Genomic DNA, 24,095 nt, shown 5'->3' with positions numbered 1-24,095 from the left:
GCTGGTAAGGGAAGGCCCCCGCCACCGCCGGTGGCGCCGGCCTTCCCTTACCAGCTGATCGGGCGGCTGGAGGAAGCGGGCGTGAGCCAGGTGTTCCTGGCCGGCCCGGCGCGCAGCCTGAACGTCCGTGCGGGCGAGGTGATCGACGGCCAATGGCGCGTCGAACGCATCGCCCCCACCGGCCTCCAACTCCTCTGGTTGCCCGCCAAGCTGCCAGTCAACGTCGCATTCCGACCCGCACCATGAAGCAGCGCATGCATCGCACCCTTGCCCAAGTCTCGTTGACGCTGATGTTCGCGCTGGCGGGCTGCGGCCACCCGGCGCTGCGCCAGGCCGACGAGCTGGCGCGCAGCAACCAGCTGCCGCAGGCCAACGCGGTGCTGCAGCAGGCATTGCGCGAGGCGCCCCAGGACCATCAGCTGCGCGCGGCGCAGCTGCGCGTGGGCGATCAGCTCAAGGCGCGCCTGCTGATGCAGATCGAGGGTGCGCGCCTGGCCTCGCGCTGGGAGGAGGCGCGCGAGGCCCTGCAGCGCCTGCGCGAGCTCGACCCCAAGCATGCGCGGCTGGAGTGGTACGAGACCGAGATCGGGCGCGGCGCGCGCCAGGACGCGGCCCTGCAGCAGGGCCGTGCGGCGCTGCGCGAGGGCCAGCTGGAGCGCGCCGAAAGCGTTGCGCGCGGCATCTTGGCCGAGTCGCCCCAGCATCCGGGCGCACGCCTGCTGCTGAGCCAGACCGCCCAGGCCCGGCCGCTGGAGTACGCCAGCGGCGAGCTGGGCCCGGCCTTCCAGAAGCCGGTGACGCTGGAGTTCCGCGAGGCGCCGCTGCGCCAGGTGTTCGAGGCGCTGGCGCGCAGCAGCAATATCAACTTTGTGTTCGACAAGGATGTGCGCTCGGACGCCAAGGTGACGATCTTCCTGCGCAACGTCAGCCTGGACGAGGCCATGCGCGTGATCCTCTCCACCCAGCAGCTGGACCGCAAGCTGCTCAACGAGAGCTCGGTGATGATCTTCCCGGCCACCCAGGGCAAGCAGCGCGAGCACCAGGAGCTGATCACCCGCACCCTCTACCTCACCAATGCCGATGTGAAGCAGGTGCAGGCGATGGTGCGCGCGATTGCCAAGGTGCGCGACATCCATATCGACGAGCGCCTCAACCTGATGGTGGTGCGCGACACCCCCGAGGTGCTGCGCCTGGTGGAGCGCCTGATCGCCTCGGTGGACCTGCCCGAGCCCGAGGTGATGCTGGAGGTGGAGGTGATGGAGCTGGCCACCGACCGCGTCGACCAGCTGGGGCTGCAATGGCCGGAGACCGTCTCCTACGGTCTGCTGGGCGTGAACGGCCAGGTGCCGCTGAGCCAGCGCGGCGACTTCCGCGCCAGCATCGCCAACCCGGCCGTGGTGGCCACCATCAAGGGCACCTCGGGCAATACCAATCTGCTCGCCAATCCCAAGATCCGCGTGCGCAACCGCGACAAGGCCAAGGTGCTGATCGGCCAGAAGGTGCCGGTCTTCACCACCACCACCAACTTCAGCGTCAATTCCTCGGTGGCCGCCTCGGTGTCCTATCTGGACGTGGGGCTGAAGCTCGAGGTGGAGCCCACCATCCAGCTCGACAACGATGTGGCCATCAAGGTCAACCTCGAGGTCAGCAACCTGATCCGTCAGGTCACCGGCCCGGGCGGCACCACCGCCTACGAGATCGGCACGCGCCAGACCAACACCACGCTGCGCCTGGCCGATGGCGAGACCCAGGTGCTGGCCGGCCTGATCAGCGATGAAGACCGCCGCAGCGCCACCGGCGTGCCGGGCCTCTCCAGCCTGCCGCTGCTGGGCAAACTGTTCGGCGTGCAGACCGACAACCGCGCCAAGACCGAGGTGGTGCTGCTGATCACGCCGCGCATCGTGCGCAACCTGGCCCTGCCCGATGCCGGCCTGACCCAGCTGCCCGGCGGCACCGATGCCTCGCCGGGCGCGTTCAGCAGCCGGCTCAAACCCACGGCGCGGGTCGGCGTGGGCCTGGCGGGTGCTGCCGTGGCCGCGCCCAGGCCGCAGGCCGATGCGGCCGCGAACGCCGAGGTGCTGCTCAAGATGGATGTGACGCCGCAGGTGCCGGCGGGCGGCACGGTGTCGGTCACGCTCAGGCAGGACAGCGCCCATGCGGTGAAGGGCGAGCTCGAGTTCGATCCCGCCAAGCTGCAGCTGGCGCAGAACCTGCCTGGGGCCGTGCCCGGCCGTGCCAGTTTCGACCTGGCCCCGCGTGGCGAGCGCGTCATTGTGCTGCGCGCCCTGCCGGCGGCGGCGGGCCAGCCGCTCAACATCAGCGTGGGCGGCCTGCAGGCCAGCGGCCTGAATGGCGAGAGCCCGCCGGTGCGGCTGGAGGGCTCGGGCCTGGTGGCGGTCGAGGCGGCGAAGTAAATCTACCCATGCGCGCGCGCGGCTTCACGCTGATCGAAATGCTGGTGGTGCTGGCCATGCTCAGCGTGCTGGCAATGGCGGCACGGCCGGTGCTGTTGCTGTCGGTGCAGCGCAACCAGGAGTTCGCGCTGCGCGAGGCGCTGCGCACGCTGCGCGGCGCGCTCGATGCCTACAAGCGTGCCGCCACCGAGGGCCATATCCAGCAGAGCCCGGAGGACAGCGGCTACCCGCCCGATCTGCAGGCGCTGGTGAAGGGCGTGCCGGATGCCAAATCGGCGAACGGCCGCAAGCTCTACTTCCTGCGCCGCCTGCCGCGCGACCCGCTGGCCGACCCAGCCCTGGCGCCCGAGGACAGCTGGGGCCTGCGCGCCGCCGACAGCTCGCCCGACGAACCGCGCGCCGGCCGCGATGTGTTCGATGTCTACTCCCGCTCCGAGCGCCGTGCGCTCGACGGCACGCAGTACAAGGACTGGTAGGCATGCGACAGCGCGGCTTCACCCTGATCGAGTTGATTGTCGTGATGGCGATCGTGGCCCTGCTCGCCAGCATCGCCGCGCCGCGCTACTTCAACAGCCTGCAGAAATCGCGCGAGACGGCGCTGCGCACCTCGCTGAACGTGATGCGCGACGCCATCGACCAGTACGCGGCCGACAAGGGCCGTTACCCCGATTCGCTGCAGCAGCTGGCCGAGGCGCGCTATCTGCGCGAGATCCCCGAAGACCCGCTGCTGGGCCGGCGCGACGGCTGGGTCGAGCTGGGCCCGCCACCGGATGCGCAACTGAAGGGCCAGCTCTACGACCTGCGCAGCGGCGCGGCCGGGCGCGGCAGCGACGGGCGGCTGTATGCGGATTGGTGACGCGCGAGGTTTCACCTACCTCGGCATGCTGTTCTTCGTGGCCATCACCTCGGCCGCGTTGGCGGCGCTGGGCCAGCACTGGAGCACCGCGGCGCAGCGCGAACGCGAGCGCGAGCTTGAGTTCCGCGGCCAGGAGATTGCGCGCGCGATCGAGAGCTATCTGCTGGCCAGCCCGAGCCAGCCACCGGTCTACCCGCACAGCTTCGACGAACTGCTGCGCGACGGCCGCGGCATCAAGCCGCGCCACCATTTGCGGCGCCTCTATGTGGACCCGTTCACCGGCAAGCCGGACTGGGTGTTACTTGCGGCACCCACCGATCCGCGGGGGTTCGAGGGCGTGCGCAGCCGATCGGAGCAGGCCTTGCTGCGGCAGCTCGGCGACACCGAGGGCGGCGCATCGCGCGCCAGCGACTGGCTCTTCAAACCCACGCCCACCCAGGCAAAACCTGACCCCGCCGCCAGTGCGGCATCGAGCCCGGGTCGTTGAGCGCTAGCGCGCGTTCGTGCCTACGGCGCTGTGGTTCTTCCCCGTGTTTACCCTCAATCCCCCTGATTCAAGGGCGGGGCAACTCAGTATGGGCATTGTCCGGGGCGCCATCAGAATCCGCCTCCTGACGCACGCGTTGCTGTTCGGCCTCATTTGAGTTCTCTGCGTTGGGCGGCCAGTGTGGCGCTTGCCTGGTATCCCCGGGTCGTAGTCGCCAGCCAAAAAGAATCCGGGTGCAAGACACCAAAACATCATTGGTAACAAGAGAAGGATTAGTTATGAAACAGTCGTTGATCAAATCCGCGCTGGCCTTGGCCGCGTTGTGCGGCGTGGCCGGCACGGCGCATGCAGGCTTCATCACGTTCGATGGGCTGATGGAAACGCCCAATGCGCCTTTGATGCCATTTTTGACCCATAACGACGAGTTCTATCAGTCCGGGTTCTGGATGAACACGTTTTCTAACTCTGCCGGTGCGCAGGCAGGGATGGACTTGGTCGGCGCCATCGTCGATGGCTCGAATCTGGCCGGCACCTGCATGGGTGTGCTTTGCCCCAGCAACAACCAGACGAATTTCTTCACCGGCCTGAACGACGGTGCCATGGTGCTGGGCCGCATGAACGGCCTGGGCTTCCAGGTCAAGGGTTTTGATGCTGGCTTTGTTGGCAATGGCGATGCCCTGCCCGCTACGGCGGGCCTGATCCGTCTGCAAGGGCACAAGGCTGACGGCAGCGGCTTCCTGACCGCCACTTACAACCTGGATGGCCCGGACGCGAAAGGTGCACTGAACTTCGCGCACTACAACCCCAGCGCGGCTTTTGCCACCACCACCTTCGATTACATGTACGTGTTCGGCTTCGCATGCAACGCCACCGGCAGTTGCTCGGCCTTTAGCACCGACCGCGGCCAGTTCGCGCTCGACAACATCAATTTCGCAGAAATCCCCGAGCCCGCCAGCCTGGCGCTGACCGCCCTGGCATTGGGCATGGCCGGCTTCGCACGCCGCCGCCGCTCGGCCTGAGCCCCAGCAACGCACAAAGGACTAGACACATCATGACGATGAAACTCAAGCCCGCAGCACTGGCGACCCTGGTGCTGCTGTCGAGCCTGGCCACCGCCGCCATGGCCCAGGAGCGCAAGACCTATCTGGTGCAGCTCAACAACGAGCCAGCCGCCACCTACCAGGGTGGTATCGAGGGCCTGGCCGCCACCCAGCCGGCCGCCGGCGAGACCTTCAAGTACGGTGCCGCCGCCGTGCAGGCCTATATCAACTACCTGGGCCAGCAACAGAGCAATGTGATCGCGCTGGTGGGCAATGCCCCCGTGCTGAGCACCTACAAGACCGTCTTCAACGGCTTCTCCGCCCAACTCACCGATGCTGAGGTGCTGACGCTGAAGGCCAGCCCCTACGTGGTGGATGTGATCGAGGATGTGCCGCGCCAGTTCGACACCATCAGCACCTCGAAGTTCCTGGGCCTGACGGCCCCGGGCGGCCTGTGGTCGCAGACGGTGGGTGGCAATGCCAACAATGGCGAGGGCATGGTGGTGGGTATCGTCGACGGCGGTATCTGGCCCGAGAACCCCGCGTTTTCAGACCGCGTGGATGGCAGCGGCGTGCCGACCTTTGGTGCCGGCACCCAGGTCTACGGCCCCCCGCCCGCCAGCTTCCTGGGCGGCTGCCAGGCCGGCGAGGGCTTCAACCCCGCCCTGCATTGCAACAACAAGCTGATCGGCGCCAAGTTCTACAACACCGCATTCAAGGCCAATCAGCCGGTGATGCACTGGACGGACTTTGATTCGCCGCGCGACTCGGCTTCCGGCCCGAACGGCCATGGCGGCCATGGTGACCACACCGCCTCCACCGCGGCCGGCAACGGCGGCGCCACCGCCATCGTCTCGGGCATCCCGATGGGCACGGCCAGCGGCATGGCTCCGCGGGCCCGCGTGGCCGCATACAAGGTCTGCTGGACCTTCCCGAATCCCGCGGCCACCGACGGCACCGGCAGCCAGAACACCTGCTACAGCACCGACTCGGTGAAGGCCATCGACGACGCCGTCAACGACGGCGTGAACGTCATCAACTTCTCGATCAGCGGCTCGCAGACCTCGGTCAACGATCCGGTCGAGCAGGCCTTCTACCGCGCCTCGCTGGCCGGTGTGTTCGTGGCCGCCTCGGCCGGCAACAGCGGCCCGGCCAACCAGGTGGCCCACATCAGCCCCTGGCTGACCACGGTGGCGGCTTCGACGCATGACCGCAACCTGCAGGCCGACGCGACGCTCGGCAACGCTGCCCTGTATTCGGGTGCCTCGCTCAACACCACGCCGGTGGCCTCCACGTCGCTGATCCGCGCCGAAGACGCCGGCATAGGTGGCGGCAATGCCAATCTGTGCTTCAGCAGTGCTCCGCCGGCTGGCCAGGTCTTGCTCGATCCGGCCAAGGTGGCTGGCAAGATCGTGGTCTGCACGCGCGGCACGAACGCCCGCGTCGACAAGAGCTATGCCGTGCTGCAGGCCGGCGGCGTCGGCATGATCATGGCCGACAACGGCGCGGGTCTGGTGGCCGAAGCTCATTCCGTGCCTACCATCCACGTGACGCAGGCCGACGGCACCGCCATCAAGACCTATGCCCAGACGGCCGGTGCTACCGCCGCTATCGGTGCCTTCTACGCCGGCGTGAAGCCCGCGCCCATCATGGCCGGCTTCTCCTCGCGCGGCCCCAACCAGGGCGACAGCAACATCCTCAAGCCCGATCTGACCGCACCCGGCGTGGACGTGATCGCCAGCGTGACGGCGGATCTGACCCAGCCGCAGCGTGATGCGGTGGCCAACGGCACGCTGGTGCCGCCGCCGGCCTGGGCTTCGTACCAGGGCACCTCGATGTCCAGCCCCCATGTGGCCGGCCTGGCCCTGCTGCTGAAGCAGGCGCACCCGACCTGGTCGCCCGCGGCGATCAAGTCGGCCCTGATGACCACCAGCTACTCGACCCTGAACGACGGCCTGGCCGCCGAGCAGAACGGCCTGCTGCCCTGGGCCCAGGGTGCCGGCCATGTGGCGCCCAACAAGGCCACCGATCCGGGCCTGGTGTATGACGCTGGCAAGGTCGACTATGTGCGCTACCAGTGCAAGGTCAACAAGGCAGCGGTGCAGCCGGCCTCGGACTGCACCACCTACGGCACGCTGGACGAGACCTACAACCTCAACCTGCCGTCCATCACCGTGGCGAACGTGCTGGGAACGGCGACCGTCACGCGTCGCGTCACCAATGTGGGCAGCAGCGCCGCGACCTACACGGCAACGGCCACGGTGCCTGGCTTCACCACGGTGGTGACGCCCAGCACGCTGACCCTGAACCCGGGTGACACCAAGAGCTTCACCGTCAAGCTGACCAGCGCTGGCGCGGCCACCAATGTGTGGCAGTTCGGTGCCCTGAGCTGGACCGATGGCAGCCATGTGGTGCGCAGCCCGATCCAGGCGCGCGTCGGCAAGCCCGTCGTCGCCCCCGCCAACCTGGCCTTCACCACCGCATCTGGCAGCAAGCTGATCACGGTGAAGACCGGCTTCACCGGCCGCATGGGTTCGGGCGTGGGCGGTCTGTCGCCCGTGACCATGGGTGCACCGGCCACGCTGACCCCGGGTGCGATGACATCTGCGCAGCTGAAGACGGCCTGCCAGGCCGGTGCTGACCTGCCCAATGTGAAGGTCTACCCGGTCGCCGTGCCCGCCAACACCATCGTGATGCGCGCAGCCCTGCGTCAGGTGGACGTGAGCGGCGTTGGTGACGACAACGACCTGGGTATCCTGGCGCCGGACGGCACCTGGGCCTACTCCGGCAACGACGGCTCCAACGAGGCGGCACAGATCGTCGGCCCGGCGGCTGGCAACTACCGTGTCTGCGTGGTGGCTTATGGCGGCGGCGCTGCGATGACGCACAGCCTCTCGAGCTGGGTGGTCAAGGCCGGCGACACCGGTGGCAGCTTCCGCGCCCTGCTGCCCAGCACGGTCTACGGCGGCAGCAGTGCCACCGTGGGTCTGAGCTGGTCGGGCCTGGCCGCGAGCGGCCGCTACCTCGGTGGCGTGCAGTTCAAGGACCTGAGCGCCGTGACGCAGGCCATCACGGTGGTGCGCGTCGAGACCAACGGCGGCCTGCCGCTGAGCGAACCTGCCGAAACGAGCGCCTACAAGCTGGTGCCCCTGGGCAACTAAGGCAAGGGGCCTCAGCCCCGCCACGGCCGCAACCCGCAAGGGTTGCGGCCTTTTTCATTGCCCCGCGCTCTTACTGCGCGCTGGCAGCGCCCGCGCCGCCGCCAGGCAGCAGGTTGCAGCGCCCGGCCTGGCAGCTCGCCCCCGGATCGGTGACCAGCCGGCAGTCCGACACCATGCCGGAGCGCAGGTTCTCGGCCCGGCGCGCGGCCGCATGCTGTTCTACCAGGCCCTGCAGCCGCGCTTCGTCGCTGCGCTTGCTGGACCAGGCCAGATAGGCCTCCGGGCCGCCGCAGGACTTGTGGCCCACCGCGATGCTGCGGCATTGCTGCGGCGTGTCGCAGGCGGCATCGCCGATCTCGGCCCTGATGTCCTTCAGCAGCGTGGCGCTGTCCTTGGCCTCCATCTTGGGCGCGCTGTTGCAGGCCGCGGTGGCGAGGGTCAGCAGGGTCATGCCGACGAGGCGCAAGAGGGTGTTGGGTGTGCTCATGGCCCATCCTCGCGCCTTCCAGGGTCGCCGGCAAGCGGGAATAAAAAACGGCGCCCGAAGGCGCCGTCGTGGCTGGAGGGCTGATCAGCCCGCAGCTCAGAACTTCATGGTGCCGCCCACGAAGAAGGAGCGGCCGAACACGTCGTAGTAGCCCGGGATGGTGTCCAGTGCCTGCGTGCCCGAGTAGCCCGATGCGAAGATCGGCGGCTTCTTGTCGAACAGGTTGGTCACGCCGGCGTACAGCTCGGTCTTCTTGTTCAGGCTGTAGCCCAGGCGCAGGTTGTGGTACGTGTGCGCACCGACCATGGGGAACCCATCGGCGGCCGAGCCCACGCCCATATCGGTACGGCCGATGTGGCGCATGTTCCAGTTCGCCTTGAAGGCGCCGAACTTCCAGCCCACGTTGACCGCGCCGGTGAACTTCACATAACCCTGCAGCGAGGTGGTACCACCGGCCTGACCCAGCAGGTCCACCGGATCTTCGCCGGCCAGCGGCACGAACGAGGCCTTGTCGTAGACGGTGGCGATGGCGCTCAGGTCGAAGTCACCGTAGCTGCCGGTCTTGAAGTTGTAGTGCACGTCGATATCCACGCCGCTGACATCCAGCGAGGCGACGTTCTGCAGCTGCTCGTTGACCGACTTCAGCACGTAGTTCGCGCCGGGCAGCAGGGGGTGGGTGCCACGGGTCTTGGAATCGCACAGGAAGCGATTCGGCGTGTCGTAGCACAGGTTCACCGCGGTGCCGCGGTCCACGGTGGCGATCTGGTCCTTCACCTTGATGGTGAAGCGGTCGATCGCCAGCGTGAAGCCCTTCAGCATGCTGGGCTGGAACACCAGGCCGTAGGTCAGCGTGGTGCCGATCTCCGGATTCAGGTTGGCATTGCCGCCCGACAGGCCTTCCACGCTCTGCTCGATGATCTGGCCGGGGTTGTAGTCGGCCGGCACACCGTCGGCCGCGCAGTTGGCGGCGCGCGTCGGGTTGGCATTGCGACGGCTGGCCGTGCAGGGGTCGTTGACCACACCGAAGGTCTGGCCCACACCCGACAGCTCGCCCGGCACCGGGGTGCGCACCGAGCGTGCCTTCTTGGCGCGGAAACGCAGGCCGTCGGTCGGCTCCCATTCGCCGCCCATGATCCAGGTGTTGTAGCTCTTGCCGCTGCTGCTGGAGTGGCGATAGGCGCCCTCGGCGTTCAGCATGTTGATGAAGGGCTTGTCGGCCAGCAGGGGCACCTGGATCTCGCCGAAGATCTCGCGCGTCTTGATCTTGATGTAGTCGGTGTCGCCGATCTGGTTGCCGGTCACGGTGCCCTGGTTGATCTGGGTGTCGTGATCCAGGCCGCCGTACAGCGAGCGGACCTCGGCACCGACGACGGTGCGCACATCGCCGGCGGGCAGCTTGAAGGCCGAGCCGCTCAGCGAAACGACGCTGTCGTTCAGGCTCTGCTTGCCGATCGAGGTGGTGCCCACGGTGAGGTACTTGGACATCTCCGCGGTGTAGGGCGCGAACGGGTTGATCGGCACGCAGCCCATGGCACGCGCGGTGGCGCTTGAGCACTGGTACTTGCCCGAGCCGGGTGCGGTCTCTTCCACGCGCAGACCGTCATACAGCTGCTGCAGGCCCACCGAGCCCTCGGTGCCCAGGATGGTCTTGGTGGTGCCGAAGGTGTGGTTGGCTTCCCAGCGCCAGTCGCTGCCAAAGCCCATCAGGCTGTCCAGCTCGCCCTTCACGCCGATCACGGCGCGCGCCATGTCGCGGTCGCTGCTGGCGCCGCGGTTGCCGCCCACGGTCTCCGACGAGAAGCGCTGCCACCAGGTCATTTCCGTGGCCTTGGCCGCCACCATGGCCGACTTCAGGGCCGCGGGGATGAAGGGGTTGTTGAGCGGGATCGATGCTTCGGTCACGCCACCGATGCGGTTGGCGCTCGACTGGAAGGGGTTGCCCTCGAAGCTCGAATCGATCGAGGTCGATGCATAGTTGAATTCACCAAAGGCGGTGACATTGGGCGCGAGCTTGTACTCGATGTCGCCGGCCATCACGACGCGCTTGGTCGGAATGGCCAGGTCGCGCTGGGCGTTGCGGTTGTAGCCGTCGACGGCGGTGGAGAACGGGATCAGCTTGCCGCTGGCGTCGAGGAAGGAGCCGTTGCGCTGCGTGTAGCTCTTGCCGTCGCCGGGGAAGAAGCGGCCGGCCAGGGGCACGCCGGAGCGCGCCACCGGGCCCTTGCGGAAATCGTCCGGCGCTGGCCAGAACACGTCGTCGTCGCAGAGCTCGCGGTCCTTGCAGCTGACGTGGCCGTCCTTGTGGAATTCCATCGTCAGCAGCGCGCGGCCGTTGCCGCCCAGCTTGCTGCCGAACATGACATGGGCCTGGGTGCTCTTGTTGTCGCCGCGCTCGGTCTCGCCGTACTGCACGCCGACCTCGACGCCTTCGAAGCTCTTCTTCGTGATGATGTTGATCACGCCGGCCATGGCGTCGGCGCCATAGATGGCCGAGGCGCCGCCGGTGATGGTCTCAACGCGCTCGATATTGGCAAAGGGGATCGAGTTGAAATCGACGCCCGTGCTGGTGCTCGAGCCGCCGGGGACGCGGCGGCCGTTGATCAGCACCAGGGTCGACTGTGAGCCGAGGTTGCGCAGATTGGTCAGCTGCAGGCCGGAGGAGCTGACGCCCGAGAAGGTCGACTGCGTGCGCGAGGCGCCGAAGGCCGGCGTGAACTGCGGCAGCTGCGTCGCCATGTCGGCGAAGTTGGTCAGGCCCAGGTTGGCCATGGTCTCGGTGCTCACCGACATCACGGGCGTGGTGCCTTCCAGATTCGGGCGCACGATGCGCGAACCGGTGATGACGATGGCTTCCATCTTCTCGACCTTGGTGTCGGTCGACTGGGCGTGGGCGGGCATGGCGAACGGCAGCATGCCGGTGGCCAGCAGCGCAATGGCGCCGCTGACGCGGGATCGTTTAAACATGGGTTCTCCTAGATGATGGCTTTTGACCAGACGTGCATGTCGCTGGCCGCTTGAGTACGCGGCTTGTTGTTACGTCCAGATGCACCGGCCGCAGTCTTGGGGATGTGCTTGGTCACGGCAATGTGACGAAAGGCCCCCCGTGTCAGCGTCGCAACGTGACCAAACGCCTTGGTGCGCAATGCGCTTAGGTAATTACCCTTGGGCTAACCGACGAAAAATACGGCCGATTTCGCCGCCGGCCCCATGCCTCGGGGGCTGGTGCTCGGTCGGGCCGCGCCGCGCGCCCGTTCCGTGAGGGGATGAGAAAAGTTAGGGTGATGAATGGCACTCCATGGCGCCGCCACGGATGTGCTTTGCCAAGAGCGCCTCAGGCCGCGCGCAGGCAATCCACGATCTTCATGCGCGAGGCGCGCCAGGCCGGCACGAAGCCGCCCAGCAGGCCCATGAAGAGGGCGAAGGCCAGGGTCTGCCAGACGATGCGGCCGGTGAGCTTGAACTGGAAGGCCAGCTCGGCAAAGCTCTGGAAGTTGGTGGTCGAGATGTTCACCGCCTGCATGCTGGTGGCCGCCAGCAGGCCCAGCAGCCCGCCCACCAGGGCCAGCAGCAGGGCCTCGCACAGAAAGGCCAGCAGCACCGCGCCGCGCCGGAAGCCCAGCGCGCGCAAGGTGCCGATCTCGCCGGTGCGCTGGGCCACCGCGGCGAACATGGTGATCATGGCGCCGACGATGGCGCCGATCGAGAAGATCACCGAGAGCGAGGTGCCGAGGATGCTGATGAAGGTGGCCAGGGCCTCGCTCTGCTCGGCATAGAACTGGATCTCGGGCTTGGCCTCCACCGTCAGGCGCGGGTCGGCCGCGATGGCTTTCGTCACCGCCTCGAACTGGCTGCCATCGGTGAGGCGGAACACGATGCTGGAGAAGGCGTTGCGGCGGAAGGCCTGCAGCATCTGTTCGGCGTCGCCCCAGATCTCGGAGTCGAAGCCGGTGCGGCCGCTGTCGAACACGCCCACCACGGTCCAGTCGCGGCCGGCAAAGCGCAGCGTCTCGCCCAGCGCCGCGCCCTGGAAGCCCTCGGCCACCGCGCGGCCGGTGACGATCTCCGAGCTGCCGGGCCTGAACATGCGGCCCTGCACCAGCTGCACCTGGGGGCGCAGCTCCAGCCCGGTGGCCGAGGTGCCGCGCACGGTCACATTGCTGGGCTTGCCGCTGCCGCGCTTGGGCAGGTTGTTCAGCACCACCGGCTCCTTGCTCAGCAAGACCTGACCCCGGGCACCGGTGGCGATGCCCGGCAGGCTCTCGAGGATGGCGGCCTGGCCACGGTCGACGCCGCTGTTGATCTCGGCGCCGGCGCCCTTGCGCAGCGCCATCACGTTGTCGGGCTGGCCGGTGGCCACCAGGGTCTGGCGTATGCCCTCGCTCATCATCAGCACGGTGGCGAACACATAGACCACCAGCGCCATGCCGCCGGCGGTGAGCAGGGTGGTGACGCGCCGCACCCAGAGGTTGCGGGCGATGTAGGCGAGCGGCAGCAGCTTCATATCACGCCACCTGGCGCAGGCCCGCCACGATGCTGATGCGGCTCATCTTCCAGGCCGGCCAGGCCGCCGCCACCGCGCCCACCAGCAGGGCCGCGAGCAGCTGCAGCGCCATGGTCAGCTCGGAGACCTGGAACACCGGGAACAGCGTGCCCACCGCGGCGCGGAAGGCGGCGGCCAGCGGCAGGGTCAGCAGCAGGCCGGACACGCCGCCCACCAGGGCGATCAGCAGGCTCTCGCCGAACAGCAGCCGCGCCACGAAGCCGGGCCCGAAGCCCAGCGCCTTGAGGGTGGCGTACTCGGCCAGGCGCTCGCGCGCCGTCATCGTCATGGTGTTGGCCATCACCGCCATGATGATGACGATGATGATGAGGCTGACCGCCTGCACCGCCACCAGGATGGCCTCGCTCATCGAGACGAAGCTGAGCTGGAAGGCCGATTCGGTCTCGGTGAGGGTCTCGGCCAGCGAGTTCTTGAACAGCGCGTCGACGCGCTGCGAGATGGGCGCGGCGTTGTGCGGCTCGTTGATGCCGATGATGTAGACGCCCACCTGATCGGCTCGGCCGGGGTAGCGCTTGCGCAGGGTCTCGTTGATGAGGCCCCAGTGGAACAGCAGCTGGCTCTCGTCGGTCTTGGCCTCGGCGCCGTCCCAGATGCCGCGCAGCGTGAAGCTCCAGGTGCCCGGGTAGATGGTGCCGCGCAGGGGGATCTGGTCGCCGATCTTCCAGCCGAACTTGTTGGCCAGCTTGCGGCCCACCACGCAGCCCTGGCGGTCGCGGATGAAGGCCAGGCGCTCCTCGTCCTTGAGGCGGTACTCGGGGTAGAGCGCCAGATAGCTGGCCGGCTCGACCGCGAACTGCGGGAAGAAGTTGCGCTCGGTGATGTAGACGCCGCCGAACCAGTTGGCCCAGGAGACGCTGGCCACGCCGTCCACCGCCTTGAGGCGCTGCGCGTAGTTGAGCGGCAGCGGGAAGGTCAGCGAGATCGCGCTGCGCGACACCAGGCGCGTGCTGCTGCTGCCCTCGACGCCGGCATACCAGGCATCGACGATGGTGCGCAGCAGGCCGAAGGCGGATACCGCCACCACCAGGCCCACCAGGGTCAGGAGGGTGCGCAGCTTGTGCCGGAAGGCATTGCGCAGCAGCAGCTTGAGGTAGAAGAGCATCCCGGTCTGCTCAGGGCTCGTGCACCAGCACGCCCTTTTCCAGGTGGATGAGGCGGTGCGCGCGCGCCGCGGCCTTGGGATCGTGGGTCACCATCACGATGGTCTTGCCGAGGCTGCGATTCAGCTCGTCCAGCAGCGACAGCACCTCCTCGCCGGTGTGGCGGTCGAGGTCGCCGGTGGGCTCGTCGGCCACGATCATGGCCGGGTCGCTGACCAGCGCGCGCGCGATCGCGACGCGCTGCTGCTGGCCGCCCGAGAGCTCGTTGGGGTAATGGTCCATGCGGTCTTCCAGCCGCACCATCGCCAGCGCCGCCTCGGCATGGGCGCGGCGCTGCTTCGCGCCGAGGCCGCAGAGCAGCAGCGGCAGCTCGACGTTCTCCAGCGCGGTGAGCACCGGCATGAGGTTGTAGAACTGGAAGATGAAGCCGACGTTGGCGGCGCGCCAGTCGGCCAGCTGGCCCTCGCCGAGCGTGGCGATGTCGATGCCGCCGATCTCAATGCGGCCGCTGCTGGGCTGGTCGATGCCGGCGATCAGGTTCAGGAGCGTGCTCTTGCCCGAGCCGCTGGGGCCCATCAGGGCCACGAAGTCGCCACGCTGCACGTCCAGCTCGATGTCCAGCAGCACCGGGATCTCCTGGCCGCCGCGCTGGTAGGACTTGCTCAGGTGGCTGATGCGGATGAGGGCCTCGGACATGGTGCGCTTTCTCTCACTTGGCGGCCAGCTTGACCTGGGCGCCGTCCTTGAGCTTGTCGGTGGGCGCAAGCACCAAGCGCTCGCCGGACTTGATCGCGCCGCTCACCTCCAGCACATCGCCCAGCATGCGGCCCTTCTTCACCTCCACCGCTTCCAGCAATTCCTTTTCACCCTCGCGCTTCAGGCGGAACAGCCAGCTCTTGCCATCGCGCTCCAGCAGGGCCTTGGGGTTGACGGCCAGCACCGGCTGCTGCTCGGCCTCGGTGGGCGCCTGGGACAGAAACGCCACCTTGGCGCTCATCTCGGGCAGGATGCGCGGGTCCAGTTTTCCCTCGAACTGCACCTTGGTGATGACGGTGGCCTTGGCGCGGTCCACCGTCGGCACGATGCCGCCCACGCGGCCGCGGAAGCGCTGGCCGGGCAGGGCGTCGAGCGTGATCTCCACCGGCTGGCCCTTGGCCGCCTTCGACAGGCTGCCCTCGGAGACATCGGCCTCCACCTCCAGCGTGCTCATGTCGGCCATCGTCACCACCGCGCCCTGCGAGCCGGCGGCGTTGGAGAAGGGCGTGATGATGTCGCCCACATTGGCGTTCTTCAGCAGCACGATGCCGTCGAAGGGGGCGCGGATCTCGGTGAAATCGCGGCTCACCTCCTGCACCTTCAGCAGCGCCTGGGCCTGGCCCACGCCGGCCTGCGCTTGCGCCACGCCGGCCTGGGCGCTCGCCTGCGCGGCGCGCGCGGCGTCGAGGCGGCGCTGCGCCGCCTCCATCGCCTGCGCCGAAACAAAGCCCTGGGCCTGCAGGCTGCGGCTGCGCTGGTACTCGGCCTCGGCATTGATCAGCTCCACCTCGGCCTGGCGCACGCCGGCCTGACTCTGGCGCTGCGCGGCCTCGGCCAGGCGCACGCCGGCCTGGGCGGTGCCGATGCCGGCCTGCACATCGCTGGCATCCAGGCGCGCGATCAGCTCGCCCTTCTTCAGCAGCGAGCCCTCGCGCACCAGCAGCTCGATCAGGCGGCCGGTGGCCTTGGAGGCCACCGCGGCGCGGCGCTGTGCCACCACATAGCCCGAGGCGGTGAGCTGCAGGTATTGCTGCGAGGGTGTGCTCTGCAGCACCGTGGTGGTCTGCACCTCGGGGCTGCGCGGTGCCAGCGCCAGGCCCGCGGCCGCCAGCGCCACGGCGCCCAGCGCGATCCAGCGCCAGGGCAGGCGGCGTTGCTTGGCGCCCGGCGCCTGCCGGTCGATCTTCAGTTGCTTCAGCGGGGTCGTCTCAGCCATGTCGAAGAGCCTAGGTAGTGGCGCCGCGCGATGGTAGCCGGTGTTTTAGGATCGCGGCTTGATCAAGAAAAGACGAGGTGTTGATGTCGCTGCGGCCCTGCGTGCTGGTGCTGTGCCTCTTGCTGGCGGCCGCGCGGTGCTGGGCCGAGGAGGCCTTGCCCGCCTGTCCGGCCGGCCTGACGCCCGAGTTGGTGCTGCAGCGCCTGAACGCCCTGCGCGCCGAGCCGCGCCCATGCGGCAGTGTGGAGCGGGCGGCCGCGCCGGCGCTGCGTTGGGACTTGCGGCTGGCGGCCGCGGCCGAGGCCTATGCCGGCGAACTGGCGCAGCGCGACACCATCAGCCATGTGGGCAGCCAGGGGCGCAGCCTGCGCGAGCGGCTCGGCGCGGCGGGCTATCTGATGAGTTCGGTGGGCGAGAACCTGGCGGCCGGCCCCGAGCAGCTGGACGACGCGCTGCAGATCTGGCTGGCCAGCGCCGCGCATTGCCAGAACCTGATGGCGCCCGAGCTGGTCGATGCGGGTCTGGCCTGCGTGGCCGCGCCGGGGCGCTACCAGCGCTTCTGGGTGCTGTTGCTGGCGCGCAGCCCTAGATCCAGCCCAGATCGATCGCCCTGAGCACCGCCTGGGTGCGGTCGCGCACGCCCATCTTGGAGAAGATCGCCGAGCAGTGGTTCTTGATCACGCCCTCGCTATTGCCCAAGAGGGTGGCGATCTCGGTGTTGGAGCGGCCGCTCGCCACCAGGCGCAGCACCTGCAGCTCCTTGGGGCTCAGCGGGTCGGGTTGCTCGGTGGCGCTGAAGGCGCGTTCCACATGGGTGCTCTGGCGCTCCATGCGCTCGGTGAGGGTGGGGCGCAGCGCGGTGCCGCCGGCGGCCACGTCGCGCAGCGCCTGCAGCAGGGTGTCGGGGCTGATGGCCTTGAGCAGAAAGCCCTTGGCGCCGGCGCGCACCGCTTCGTCGAACACCGCGGCGTCGTCGAAGGTGGTGAGCAGCACCACCGGAATCTTCAGCGCCCGCGCCGCCAGCGCGCGGATCAGGCCGGTGCCGTCCAGGCGCGGCATGCGCATGTCCGACAGGATCACATCGGGCTGCTCCTGCGCGATCAGCTCCAGCGCCTCGGCGCCGTCCGCCGCCTCGCCGATGATGCGGATCTCCTCGTGCAGCGAGAGCAGGCCCTTGAGGCCTTCGCGCACCAGTTGCTGGTCTTCGACCAGCAGCACCTTGATTGCTTCTGTGGACATCTCAGGCCCTCCTTGGACACATCAATTCGATCATGAAACCGGGGCTGTAGCGCAGCACCTGCATGCTGCCGGCCAGCTCGCCCATGCGCTCCTGCATGCCCTTCAGGCCATTGCCCTCGCGCAGCCTGGGGGCACCCTGGCCGTTGTCTTCGATGGTGACGCGCACGCGCTGCGCATCGCCCTCGCCCTGCACGCTGAGGCAGACCTGCACCTGGGTGGCGCGCGCATGGCGCACGCTGTTGGTCACCGCCTCCTGCACGCAGCGTAGCAGGGCATGGGCCGCGCGTGGCGAGAGGTCGCGCGCGGCCTCGTCCAGGCTGAGCGTGATCTGGGTGCTGGCAATGCCCTCGGCGAGGGTGTGCAGCGCCGCGCTGAGGTCGATGCAGGCCGAGTTGCGCTCGCGCGAGACGGCGGCGCGCACGTCCTCCAGCAGATGCGCGGCGCCCTCGCGCGCCTTGCCCACGGCCTGGGCGGCGGCGTCGGGGTCGGCGCGGTGCAGCAAGGCCTCGCTGAGCTGCAGATGCAGGTTCAGCGCGGTGAGGTGGTGGCCCATCACATCGTGCAGCTCGCGCGCCATGCTCATGCGCTCGGCATAGCGCATCTGCTCCAGCTGCAGGCGCTCGCCGCTGTGCTTCTCGGCCAGCATGGCCTGCAGCCAGCGGCGCTTCTCGGCCTCGGCGGCGGCCATGCGGCCCAGGCCGAAGGCCATGCCATGCAGGCCCACCATGGCCATCATCAGGCCCAGGCTGTTGACCCACCAGGGCGTGTCGCTGCGCAGCTGCTCCAGCAACTGGCCATCGCTGGGCAACCACCAGTAGAGCGCCAGATTGATCGCCACCTGGCTGAGCGCAAACATGAAGGCGGCGCGCACGCGCAGCAGCACCGCCGCCAGCGCGGTGACCAGAAAGGGCAGGCCCGGCGTGACCGCGAGCGCCACCAGGTCCAGCAGCAGGATGCGCGGCAGGGCGTTGGGCGGCGGCTGGTCCATGCTGTTCGCGCGCGCCAGGCGCCAGAACTGGTAGGCGAACAGGCACACCAGGGTGAAGCTGGCCAGCACGATGAGCGGATCGCCGGGCTCGCCACCGAAGCGCCGGTAGAGATTGGCGAGCACGCCGTCATAGGCCTCGGTCTTGCGGCCCAGCAGCGCCCCGACGGTGGCGAACAGCTCCAGCAGGCAGACCGCCAGCGCGGCAATGCGCAGCACGAAGGCGGGCTGCGCGACGCGGGCGAGTAGACGATCCAAGAGGTGCAGAGGGGTCACGGACGAAGGCGCGAATCTGCCATGGCGCGCAGCTTAGTGGATGTGCGCTTCGTCATGTTTCCCTTCAGACGGGTGGCGCCGCGATGGCCTCGGCAATCACGCCGCCGCCCAGGCAGACCTCGCCGTCGTAGAGCACCGCGCTCTGGCCCGGCGTGACGGCCCATTGCGGCTGCGCGAAATCGAGCCGGAACTGGCCCGGCGCGGGGCTTTCGGGCGTGAAGGCGCAGGCCGCGTCGGCCTGGCGGTAGCGCGTCTTGGCGCCAAAGCCGCCGTAGCCGGGCGGCGTGCCGGTCCAGGAGATGTCGTCGGCGATCAGGCTGTGGCTCAGCAGCCAGGGATGCTCATGCCCTTGCACCACATAGAGGGTGTTGCTCTGCATGTCCTTGCGCGCGACGAACCAGGGTGCATGCTCGCCGCCCCCGCGCGGGGCCCCTTTTTCCTTCACGCCGCCAATGCCCAGGCCCTGGCGCTGGCCCAGGGTGTAGAAGGACAGGCCCACATGCTCGCCCAGCTTGCGGCCGCGCTCGTCCTTGATGGGGCCGGGCTGGTGCGCCAGATAGCGGTTCAGGAATTCGCGGAAGGGCCGCTCGCCGATGAAGCAGATGCCGGTCGAATCCTTCTTCTTGGCATTGGGCAGGCCGATCTCCTCGGCGATGCGGCGCACCTCGGTCTTGGCCAGCTCGCCCACCGGGAACAGGGTCTTGGCCAGCTGCGCCTGGTTGAGGCGGTGCAGGAAGTAGCTCTGGTCCTTCAGCGGGTCCAGGCCTTTCAGCAACTGAACCTGCCCATTGAGCTCACGGACTCTGGCGTAGTGGCCCGTGGCAATCTTCTCGGCGCCCAGGCGCATGGCATGGTCGAGAAAGGCCTTGAACTTGATCTCGGCATTGCACAGCACGTCGGGGTTGGGCGTGCGGCCGGCCTGGTACTCGCGCAGAAAGGCGGCGAACACGCGGTCCTTGTAGTCGGCCGCGAAGTTCACATGCTCGATCTCGATGCCGATCACATCGGCCACCGCGGCGGCGTCGACGAAGTCGATGTTCGACGAGCAGTATTCGCTGTCGTCGTCGTCTTCCCAGTTCTTCATGAAGATGCCCACCACCTCGTGGCCGGCCTTCTTCAGCAGATAGGCGGTGACGGCGGAATCCACGCCGCCGGACAGGCCGACGACGATGCGTTGCTTCTCGGAATTCATGGGGCCGGATTGTCCCGCATAGGCCGGCGGCTGGCTGGCCGAGGGGTTTGCCTACTCGGCCGGGTGTTGGCGCAGATAGGCCTGCAGCGCCGCCTGGCGTATCGCCTCCAGCTCGCCGCTGGCCTGCAGCCGCTGCAGCACGGCCGTCAGCCGCGGCGCCAGCTCGGCCTGGCGGGCGCCCAGGTAGTGATAGAGAAGATGCTCTTCCAGCGGCTGCTCCAGACGCTTGAGCTTGCCCAGCCGCCGCAGCGGCGGGGCCTGCGCGGGCTCGGTGCAGAGCGCCACGTCGGCAATGCCGGCGGCCAGCAGCTTGAAGAGTTCGTTCACCGAGCCTGCCTCGACGCGCCGTGCGCCGGCCGGCAGCATCTGCTCAATGCGCAGCACGCCGCGCTGGTACGCGACCCGCAGGCCCTGCAGCTGCGCCCAGTCATGCGGCTGCACGCGCTTGGCGTCGTAGGTGTAGACGCGCACGGCCGAGGTGTTGATGGGCGGGGCGATGCGCAGCAGCTCCGGATGCGCGACGGCAAATTCGTAGACGCGATGCAGATTGCCGTCGAGCTCGCCGGCCAGCATGGCTTGCAGCGCGCGCCGGTTCGGCAGCGCGACAAACTCCAGCGGCTGGCCCAGCTCGGCATAGGCGCGGCTCAGCACGGCCTCGCTGACGGCGGTGAGCGGATCGGAGTCGCGGTCCCAGCTGCCGATCCGCAATGGCACGGGCTGGGCCAGGGCAGCGCTGCTGCACAGCAGAACCGTCAGGCAGGTGAGGAGGCGCAGTAGCAGCATTCGCATCGGTTGGGCTCGAATGGGGCGTGAGTGTCGCAGGCTTGCTTGTCGGGCGTGTCAAGCCTTGCGCAGCGGCTCGTACAGCGAACCATCCACATGGACGGCGTCCAGCGGCAGGCGGCGGCCCGCCAGATGGTCCTCCACGCAGCGCAGCACCAGCGGGCTGCGATGGCGCGCCGCGGTGGCGCGCAGCTCCTCCAGCGTCATCCAGAGGGTGCGCAGGATGCCGCGGTCCAGCCTGCGGCCCGGGATCGGCTCGCCCACGCGGCCGGTGTAGGCCAGGCGCAGATAAGTCACGTCCTCATGCCGGGCGGGCCGCTGGAAGCGCGCCATGTAGAGGCCCAGCAAGGCCTCGGGCTCGAAGGCGCGTGCCGTCTCCTCCAGCGCCTCGCGCACCACCGCCTCCAGCGGCGACTCGCCCGGGTCCAGGTGGCCGGCCGGGTTGTTGAACATCAAACCTTCCGGCGTTTGCTCTTCCACCAGCAGGAAACGGCCCCTATCCTCAATCACCGCCGCGACAGTGACGCTGGGCTTCCATCTTTCGTTGTTCATGAACTGTCTCTTTCGCGCTTGTACGGGTGTCGAATGACATCCCTATTGTGTAAGCTCGCCGCAAGCTACCCATATCAAGTCATTCCCAGGCCGCAAGGCGAGGAGGATTCATGCAGATAGGTGTCCCGCGCGAGAGCGCGGCCGGAGAGACCCGTGTGGCGCTCACGCCCGAGACGGCCAAGAAGCTGAAAAGCCAGGGTCATGTCTTGCGTGTGGAGAGCGGCGCCGGCGTGGCGGCCAGCATCACCGACGAGGCCTATGCGGCCGCGGGTGCCGAGATCACCGACCGCGCCGGGGCGCTTGGCGCCGAGCTGGTGCTGAAGGTGAAGAGCCCGAATGCCGAGGAGCTGGCGCTGATGAAGCCCGGCAGCGCCCTGGTGGGCATGCTGAATCCCTTCGACAAGCCCGGCCTGCAGGCGCTGGCCACGGCCGGCCTGACCAGCTTCGCGCTGGAAGCCGCGCCGCGCACCACGCGGGCGCAAAGCATGGACGTGCTGTCCAGCCAGGCCAATATCGCCGGCTACAAGGCGGTGATGATCGCGGCGGACCGCTACCAGCGCTTCTTCCCCATGCTGATGACGGCCGCGGGCACCGTGAAGGCGGCGCGCGTGGTGGTGCTGGGCGTGGGCGTGGCGGGGCTGCAGGCGATTGCCACCGCCAAGCGCCTGGGCGCGGTGATCGAGGCCTCGGACGTGCGCCCTTCGGTGAAGGAGCAGGTCGAATCGCTGGGCGGCAAGTTCATCGACGTGCCCTACGAGACCGCCGAGGAGAAGGAAGCGGCCGAGGGCGTGGGCGGTTATGCCAAGCCCATGCCGCCGAGCTGGCTGGAACGCCAGAAGGCCGAGGTGGCCAAGCGTGTGGCCCAGGCCGATGTGGTGATCACCACCGCCCTGATCCCCGGCCGCGCCGCCCCGGTGCTGGTGAGCGAGGAGATGGTCAGGAGCATGAAGCCGGGTTCGGTGATCGTGGACCTGGCGGCCGGCAAGGGCCCCGAGGGGCGCGGCGGCAACTGCCCGCTCACCGAGACCGACCAGACGGTGGTCAAGCATGGCGTGACCCTGGTGGGCGAGACCAATCTGGCGGCGCTGGTCGCGGCCGATGCCTCGGCCCTCTATGCCCGCAATGTGCTGGACTTCCTGAAGCTCGTGATCAGCAAGGAAGGCGCCTTCCAGGTGCCGGCCGATGACGACATCGTCGTCGCCTGCCTGATGACGCAAGACGGACAAGTGAAGAGGACCTGAGCCGCGATGGACACCGTATCCCCCACCCTGATCAATCTGATCATCTTCGTGCTGGCGATCTACGTCGGCTACCACGTGGTCTGGAATGTCACGCCCGCGCTGCACACGCCGCTGATGGCGGTCACCAACGCGATCTCGGCCATCGTCATCGTCGGCGCCATGCTGGCGGCGGCGCTGACCGAGACCGACCTCGGCAAGTTCATGGGCACGCTGGCGGTGGCGCTGGCGGCCGTGAACGTGTTCGGCGGCTTCCTGGTGACGCGTCGCATGCTGGAGATGTTCCGCAAGAAGGACAAGAAGCCGTCGAGCGGGGAGGCCGCGAAATGAGCTTGAACCTCGTCACCTTCCTCTACCTGGTTGCCAGCATCTGCTTCATCCAGGCGCTCAAGGGGCTCTCGCACCCCACCACCTCGATCAAGGGCAATCTGTTCGGCATGGTGGGCATGGCGATCGCCGCCGTCACCACCGGCGCGCTGATCGTCAAGCTGGCGGGCGGCAATGCCTTCGGCCTGAGCTATGTGCTGGCGGGCCTGGTGATCGGCGGCGGCGCCGGCGCCTATATGGCCAACAAGGTCGAGATGACCAAGATGCCCGAGCTGGTGGCCTTCATGCACAGCATGATCGGCCTGGCGGCGGTGTTCATCGCGGTGGCCGCGGTGGCCGAGCCCTATGCCTTCGGCATCACCGCCAAGGGCATGGCCATTCCCGTGGGCAACCGCATCGAGCTGTTCCTGGGCGCGGCCATCGGTGCCATCACCTTCAGTGGTTCGGTGATCGCCTTCGGCAAGCTCAGCGGCAAGTACAAGTTCCGCCTCTTCCAGGGCGCGCCGGTGAGCTTTGCCGGCCAGCACATGCTGAACCTGGCGCTGGGCGTCACCACCCTGGGTCTGGGTGCCTATTTCGCCTGGAGCGAGAGCTGGGGCGCCTTCATGATCGTGCTGGCGCTGGCCTTCGTGCTGGGCGTGTTGATCATCATCCCGATCGGCGGCGCCGACATGCCGGTGGTGGTGTCGATGCTCAACAGCTACTCGGGCTGGGCGGCGGCCGGCATCGGCTTCTCGCTCAACAACTCGATGCTGATCATTGCCGGCTCGCTGGTGGGCAGCTCGGGCGCCATCCTCTCGTACATCATGTGCAAGGCGATGAACCGCTCGTTCTTCAACGTGATCCTGGGCGGCTTTGGTGGCGACGCCACGGCCGCGGCGGCGGGCGGTGCCGCGCAGCGCAACGTCAAGAGCGGCAGCGCCGACGATGCCGCCTTCATCATGGGCAATGCCGAGAGCGTCATCATCGTGCCGGGCTATGGCCTGGCGGTGGCGCGCGCCCAGCATGCGGTGAAGGAGCTGGCGGCCAAGCTCACCGAGAAGGGCGTCATCGTCAAGTACGCCATCCATCCGGTGGCGGGCCGCATGCCCGGCCACATGAACGTCCTGCTGGCCGAGGCCGAGGTGCCTTATGACCAGGTGTTCGAGATGGAGGACATCAATGGCGAGTTCGGCCAGGCCGATGTCGCCATCATCCTGGGCGCCAACGACGTGGTGAACCCCGCCGCGCATGTGAAGGGCAGCGCCATCTACGGCATGCCCATCCTGGAGGCCTACAAGGCCAAGACCATCATCGTCAACAAGCGCTCGATGGCGGCCGGCTATGCGGGCCTGGACAACGAGCTGTTCTACATGGACAAGACCATGATGGTGTTCGGTGACGCCAAGAAGGTGGTCGAGGACATGCTGAAGGCCGTGGAGTAGC

21 protein-coding genes and 1 pseudogene are annotated in these 24,095 nt (G+C 68.1%); 11 read left to right on the top strand and 11 right to left on the bottom strand.

What is annotated here, in order from left to right; genetic code table 11:
- From AC3WQY_RS19160 to AC3WQY_RS19130, 7 genes and pseudogenes are all read left to right on the top strand, one after another.
- Positions 1–246: pseudogene (locus AC3WQY_RS19160) on the top strand (hypothetical protein); the annotation flags it as partial.
- A gap of 8 nt (positions 247–254) precedes the next feature.
- A complete protein-coding gene (locus AC3WQY_RS19155) occupies positions 255–2,414 on the top strand; it encodes a secretin GspD/PilQ domain-containing protein (protein WP_492710123.1) in 2,160 nt (719 codons plus the stop codon).
- A gap of 8 nt (positions 2,415–2,422) precedes the next feature.
- The gene (locus AC3WQY_RS19150) at positions 2,423–2,890 is read left to right on the top strand and encodes a type II secretion system protein (RefSeq protein WP_492710122.1); all 468 of its coding nucleotides are present in this window, start codon (positions 2,423–2,425) and stop codon (positions 2,888–2,890) included.
- 2 nt (positions 2,891–2,892) lie between these two features.
- Positions 2,893–3,270 (top strand): type II secretion system protein, encoded by a 378-nt coding sequence (locus tag AC3WQY_RS19145; protein WP_285234189.1) that lies wholly within the window; start codon positions 2,893–2,895, stop codon positions 3,268–3,270.
- The gene (locus AC3WQY_RS19140; RefSeq protein ID WP_492710120.1) at positions 3,257–3,757 is read left to right on the top strand and encodes a type II secretion system protein; all 501 of its coding nucleotides are present in this window, start codon (positions 3,257–3,259) and stop codon (positions 3,755–3,757) included. The genes AC3WQY_RS19145 and AC3WQY_RS19140 overlap by 14 nt, the downstream gene beginning before the upstream one ends.
- Before the next feature lie 278 nt (positions 3,758–4,035).
- Entirely contained in the window at positions 4,036–4,776 is a 741-nt protein-coding gene (locus tag AC3WQY_RS19135) for an NF038120 family PEP-CTERM protein (protein ID WP_492710118.1), read from the top strand.
- Between the two features lie 32 nt (positions 4,777–4,808).
- The gene (locus AC3WQY_RS19130; RefSeq protein ID WP_492710116.1) at positions 4,809–7,958 is read left to right on the top strand and encodes a S8 family peptidase; all 3,150 of its coding nucleotides are present in this window, start codon (positions 4,809–4,811) and stop codon (positions 7,956–7,958) included.
- 70 nt (positions 7,959–8,028) lie between these two features.
- On the opposite strand, the gene AC3WQY_RS19125 is transcribed toward AC3WQY_RS19130, so the two are convergent.
- From AC3WQY_RS19125 to AC3WQY_RS19100, 6 genes are all read right to left on the bottom strand, one after another.
- Entirely contained in the window at positions 8,029–8,445 is a 417-nt protein-coding gene (locus AC3WQY_RS19125; protein ID WP_492710115.1) for a hypothetical protein, read from the bottom strand.
- 96 nt (positions 8,446–8,541) lie between these two features.
- Positions 8,542–11,409, bottom strand: a complete 2,868-nt coding sequence (locus tag AC3WQY_RS19120) for a TonB-dependent receptor domain-containing protein (RefSeq protein WP_492710113.1) — start codon at positions 11,407–11,409, stop codon at positions 8,542–8,544.
- A gap of 367 nt (positions 11,410–11,776) precedes the next feature.
- Entirely contained in the window at positions 11,777–12,946 is a 1,170-nt protein-coding gene (locus AC3WQY_RS19115; RefSeq protein WP_285234183.1) for an ABC transporter permease, read from the bottom strand.
- Position 12,947: 1 nt separating this feature from the next.
- Positions 12,948–14,108, bottom strand: a complete 1,161-nt coding sequence (locus AC3WQY_RS19110; protein WP_285234182.1) for an ABC transporter permease — start codon at positions 14,106–14,108, stop codon at positions 12,948–12,950.
- Between the two features lie 10 nt (positions 14,109–14,118).
- Positions 14,119–14,802 (bottom strand): ABC transporter ATP-binding protein, encoded by a 684-nt coding sequence (locus AC3WQY_RS19105; protein WP_285234181.1) that lies wholly within the window; start codon positions 14,800–14,802, stop codon positions 14,119–14,121.
- 13 nt (positions 14,803–14,815) lie between these two features.
- Positions 14,816–16,078, bottom strand: coding sequence for an efflux RND transporter periplasmic adaptor subunit (locus AC3WQY_RS19100; protein WP_492710111.1), 1,263 nt, complete (start codon positions 16,076–16,078; stop codon positions 14,816–14,818).
- A gap of 83 nt (positions 16,079–16,161) precedes the next feature.
- On the opposite strand from AC3WQY_RS19100, the gene AC3WQY_RS19095 reads away from it, so the two are divergent.
- Entirely contained in the window at positions 16,162–16,692 is a 531-nt protein-coding gene (locus AC3WQY_RS19095) for a CAP domain-containing protein (RefSeq protein ID WP_492710109.1), read from the top strand.
- Here the strand turns inward: AC3WQY_RS19095 and AC3WQY_RS19090 are convergent.
- From AC3WQY_RS19090 to AC3WQY_RS19070, 5 genes are all read right to left on the bottom strand, one after another.
- On the bottom strand, positions 16,664–17,317 hold the full coding sequence (locus AC3WQY_RS19090; protein WP_285234178.1) for a response regulator: 654 nt from the start codon (positions 17,315–17,317) through the stop codon (positions 16,664–16,666). The genes AC3WQY_RS19095 and AC3WQY_RS19090 overlap by 29 nt on opposite strands.
- A gap of 1 nt (position 17,318) precedes the next feature.
- Positions 17,319–18,560 carry a sensor histidine kinase gene (locus AC3WQY_RS19085; protein ID WP_492710107.1) on the bottom strand — a complete coding sequence of 414 codons (1,242 nt, stop codon included), beginning with the start codon at positions 18,558–18,560 and terminating at the stop codon, positions 17,319–17,321.
- Between the two features lie 82 nt (positions 18,561–18,642).
- Positions 18,643–19,770 (bottom strand): tRNA 2-thiouridine(34) synthase MnmA, encoded by a 1,128-nt coding sequence (gene mnmA, locus AC3WQY_RS19080; protein WP_492710105.1) that lies wholly within the window; start codon positions 19,768–19,770, stop codon positions 18,643–18,645.
- Positions 19,771–19,821: 51 nt separating this feature from the next.
- Positions 19,822–20,559: a substrate-binding periplasmic protein gene (locus tag AC3WQY_RS19075; RefSeq protein WP_492710104.1), complete on the bottom strand. Its 738-nt coding sequence runs from the start codon at positions 20,557–20,559 to the stop codon at positions 19,822–19,824.
- Between the two features lie 51 nt (positions 20,560–20,610).
- Complete coding sequence (locus AC3WQY_RS19070) at positions 20,611–21,105, bottom strand: NUDIX hydrolase (protein WP_492710102.1); 495 nt, start codon at positions 21,103–21,105, stop codon at positions 20,611–20,613.
- Between the two features lie 110 nt (positions 21,106–21,215).
- On the opposite strand from AC3WQY_RS19070, the gene AC3WQY_RS19065 reads away from it, so the two are divergent.
- Genes AC3WQY_RS19065 through AC3WQY_RS19055 form a run of 3 tightly spaced genes read left to right on the top strand, consistent with a single transcriptional unit; the run spans position 21,216 to position 24,094 of the window.
- Positions 21,216–22,346 (top strand): Re/Si-specific NAD(P)(+) transhydrogenase subunit alpha, encoded by a 1,131-nt coding sequence (locus tag AC3WQY_RS19065; protein ID WP_492710100.1) that lies wholly within the window; start codon positions 21,216–21,218, stop codon positions 22,344–22,346.
- Positions 22,347–22,352: 6 nt separating this feature from the next.
- Positions 22,353–22,673 carry an NAD(P) transhydrogenase subunit alpha part 2 gene (locus AC3WQY_RS19060; RefSeq protein ID WP_285234172.1) on the top strand — a complete coding sequence of 107 codons (321 nt, stop codon included), beginning with the start codon at positions 22,353–22,355 and terminating at the stop codon, positions 22,671–22,673.
- Entirely contained in the window at positions 22,670–24,094 is a 1,425-nt protein-coding gene (locus AC3WQY_RS19055) for an NAD(P)(+) transhydrogenase (Re/Si-specific) subunit beta (protein ID WP_285234171.1), read from the top strand. Before AC3WQY_RS19060 ends, AC3WQY_RS19055 begins: the two co-directional genes overlap by 4 nt.
- Position 24,095 lies beyond the last annotated feature (1 nt).

Source organism: Roseateles sp. FW301-B2 (genome assembly GCF_058788955.1).
Note: the sequence above shows the minus strand (reverse complement) of the source record. Positions and strands in the feature narration are given on the sequence as shown.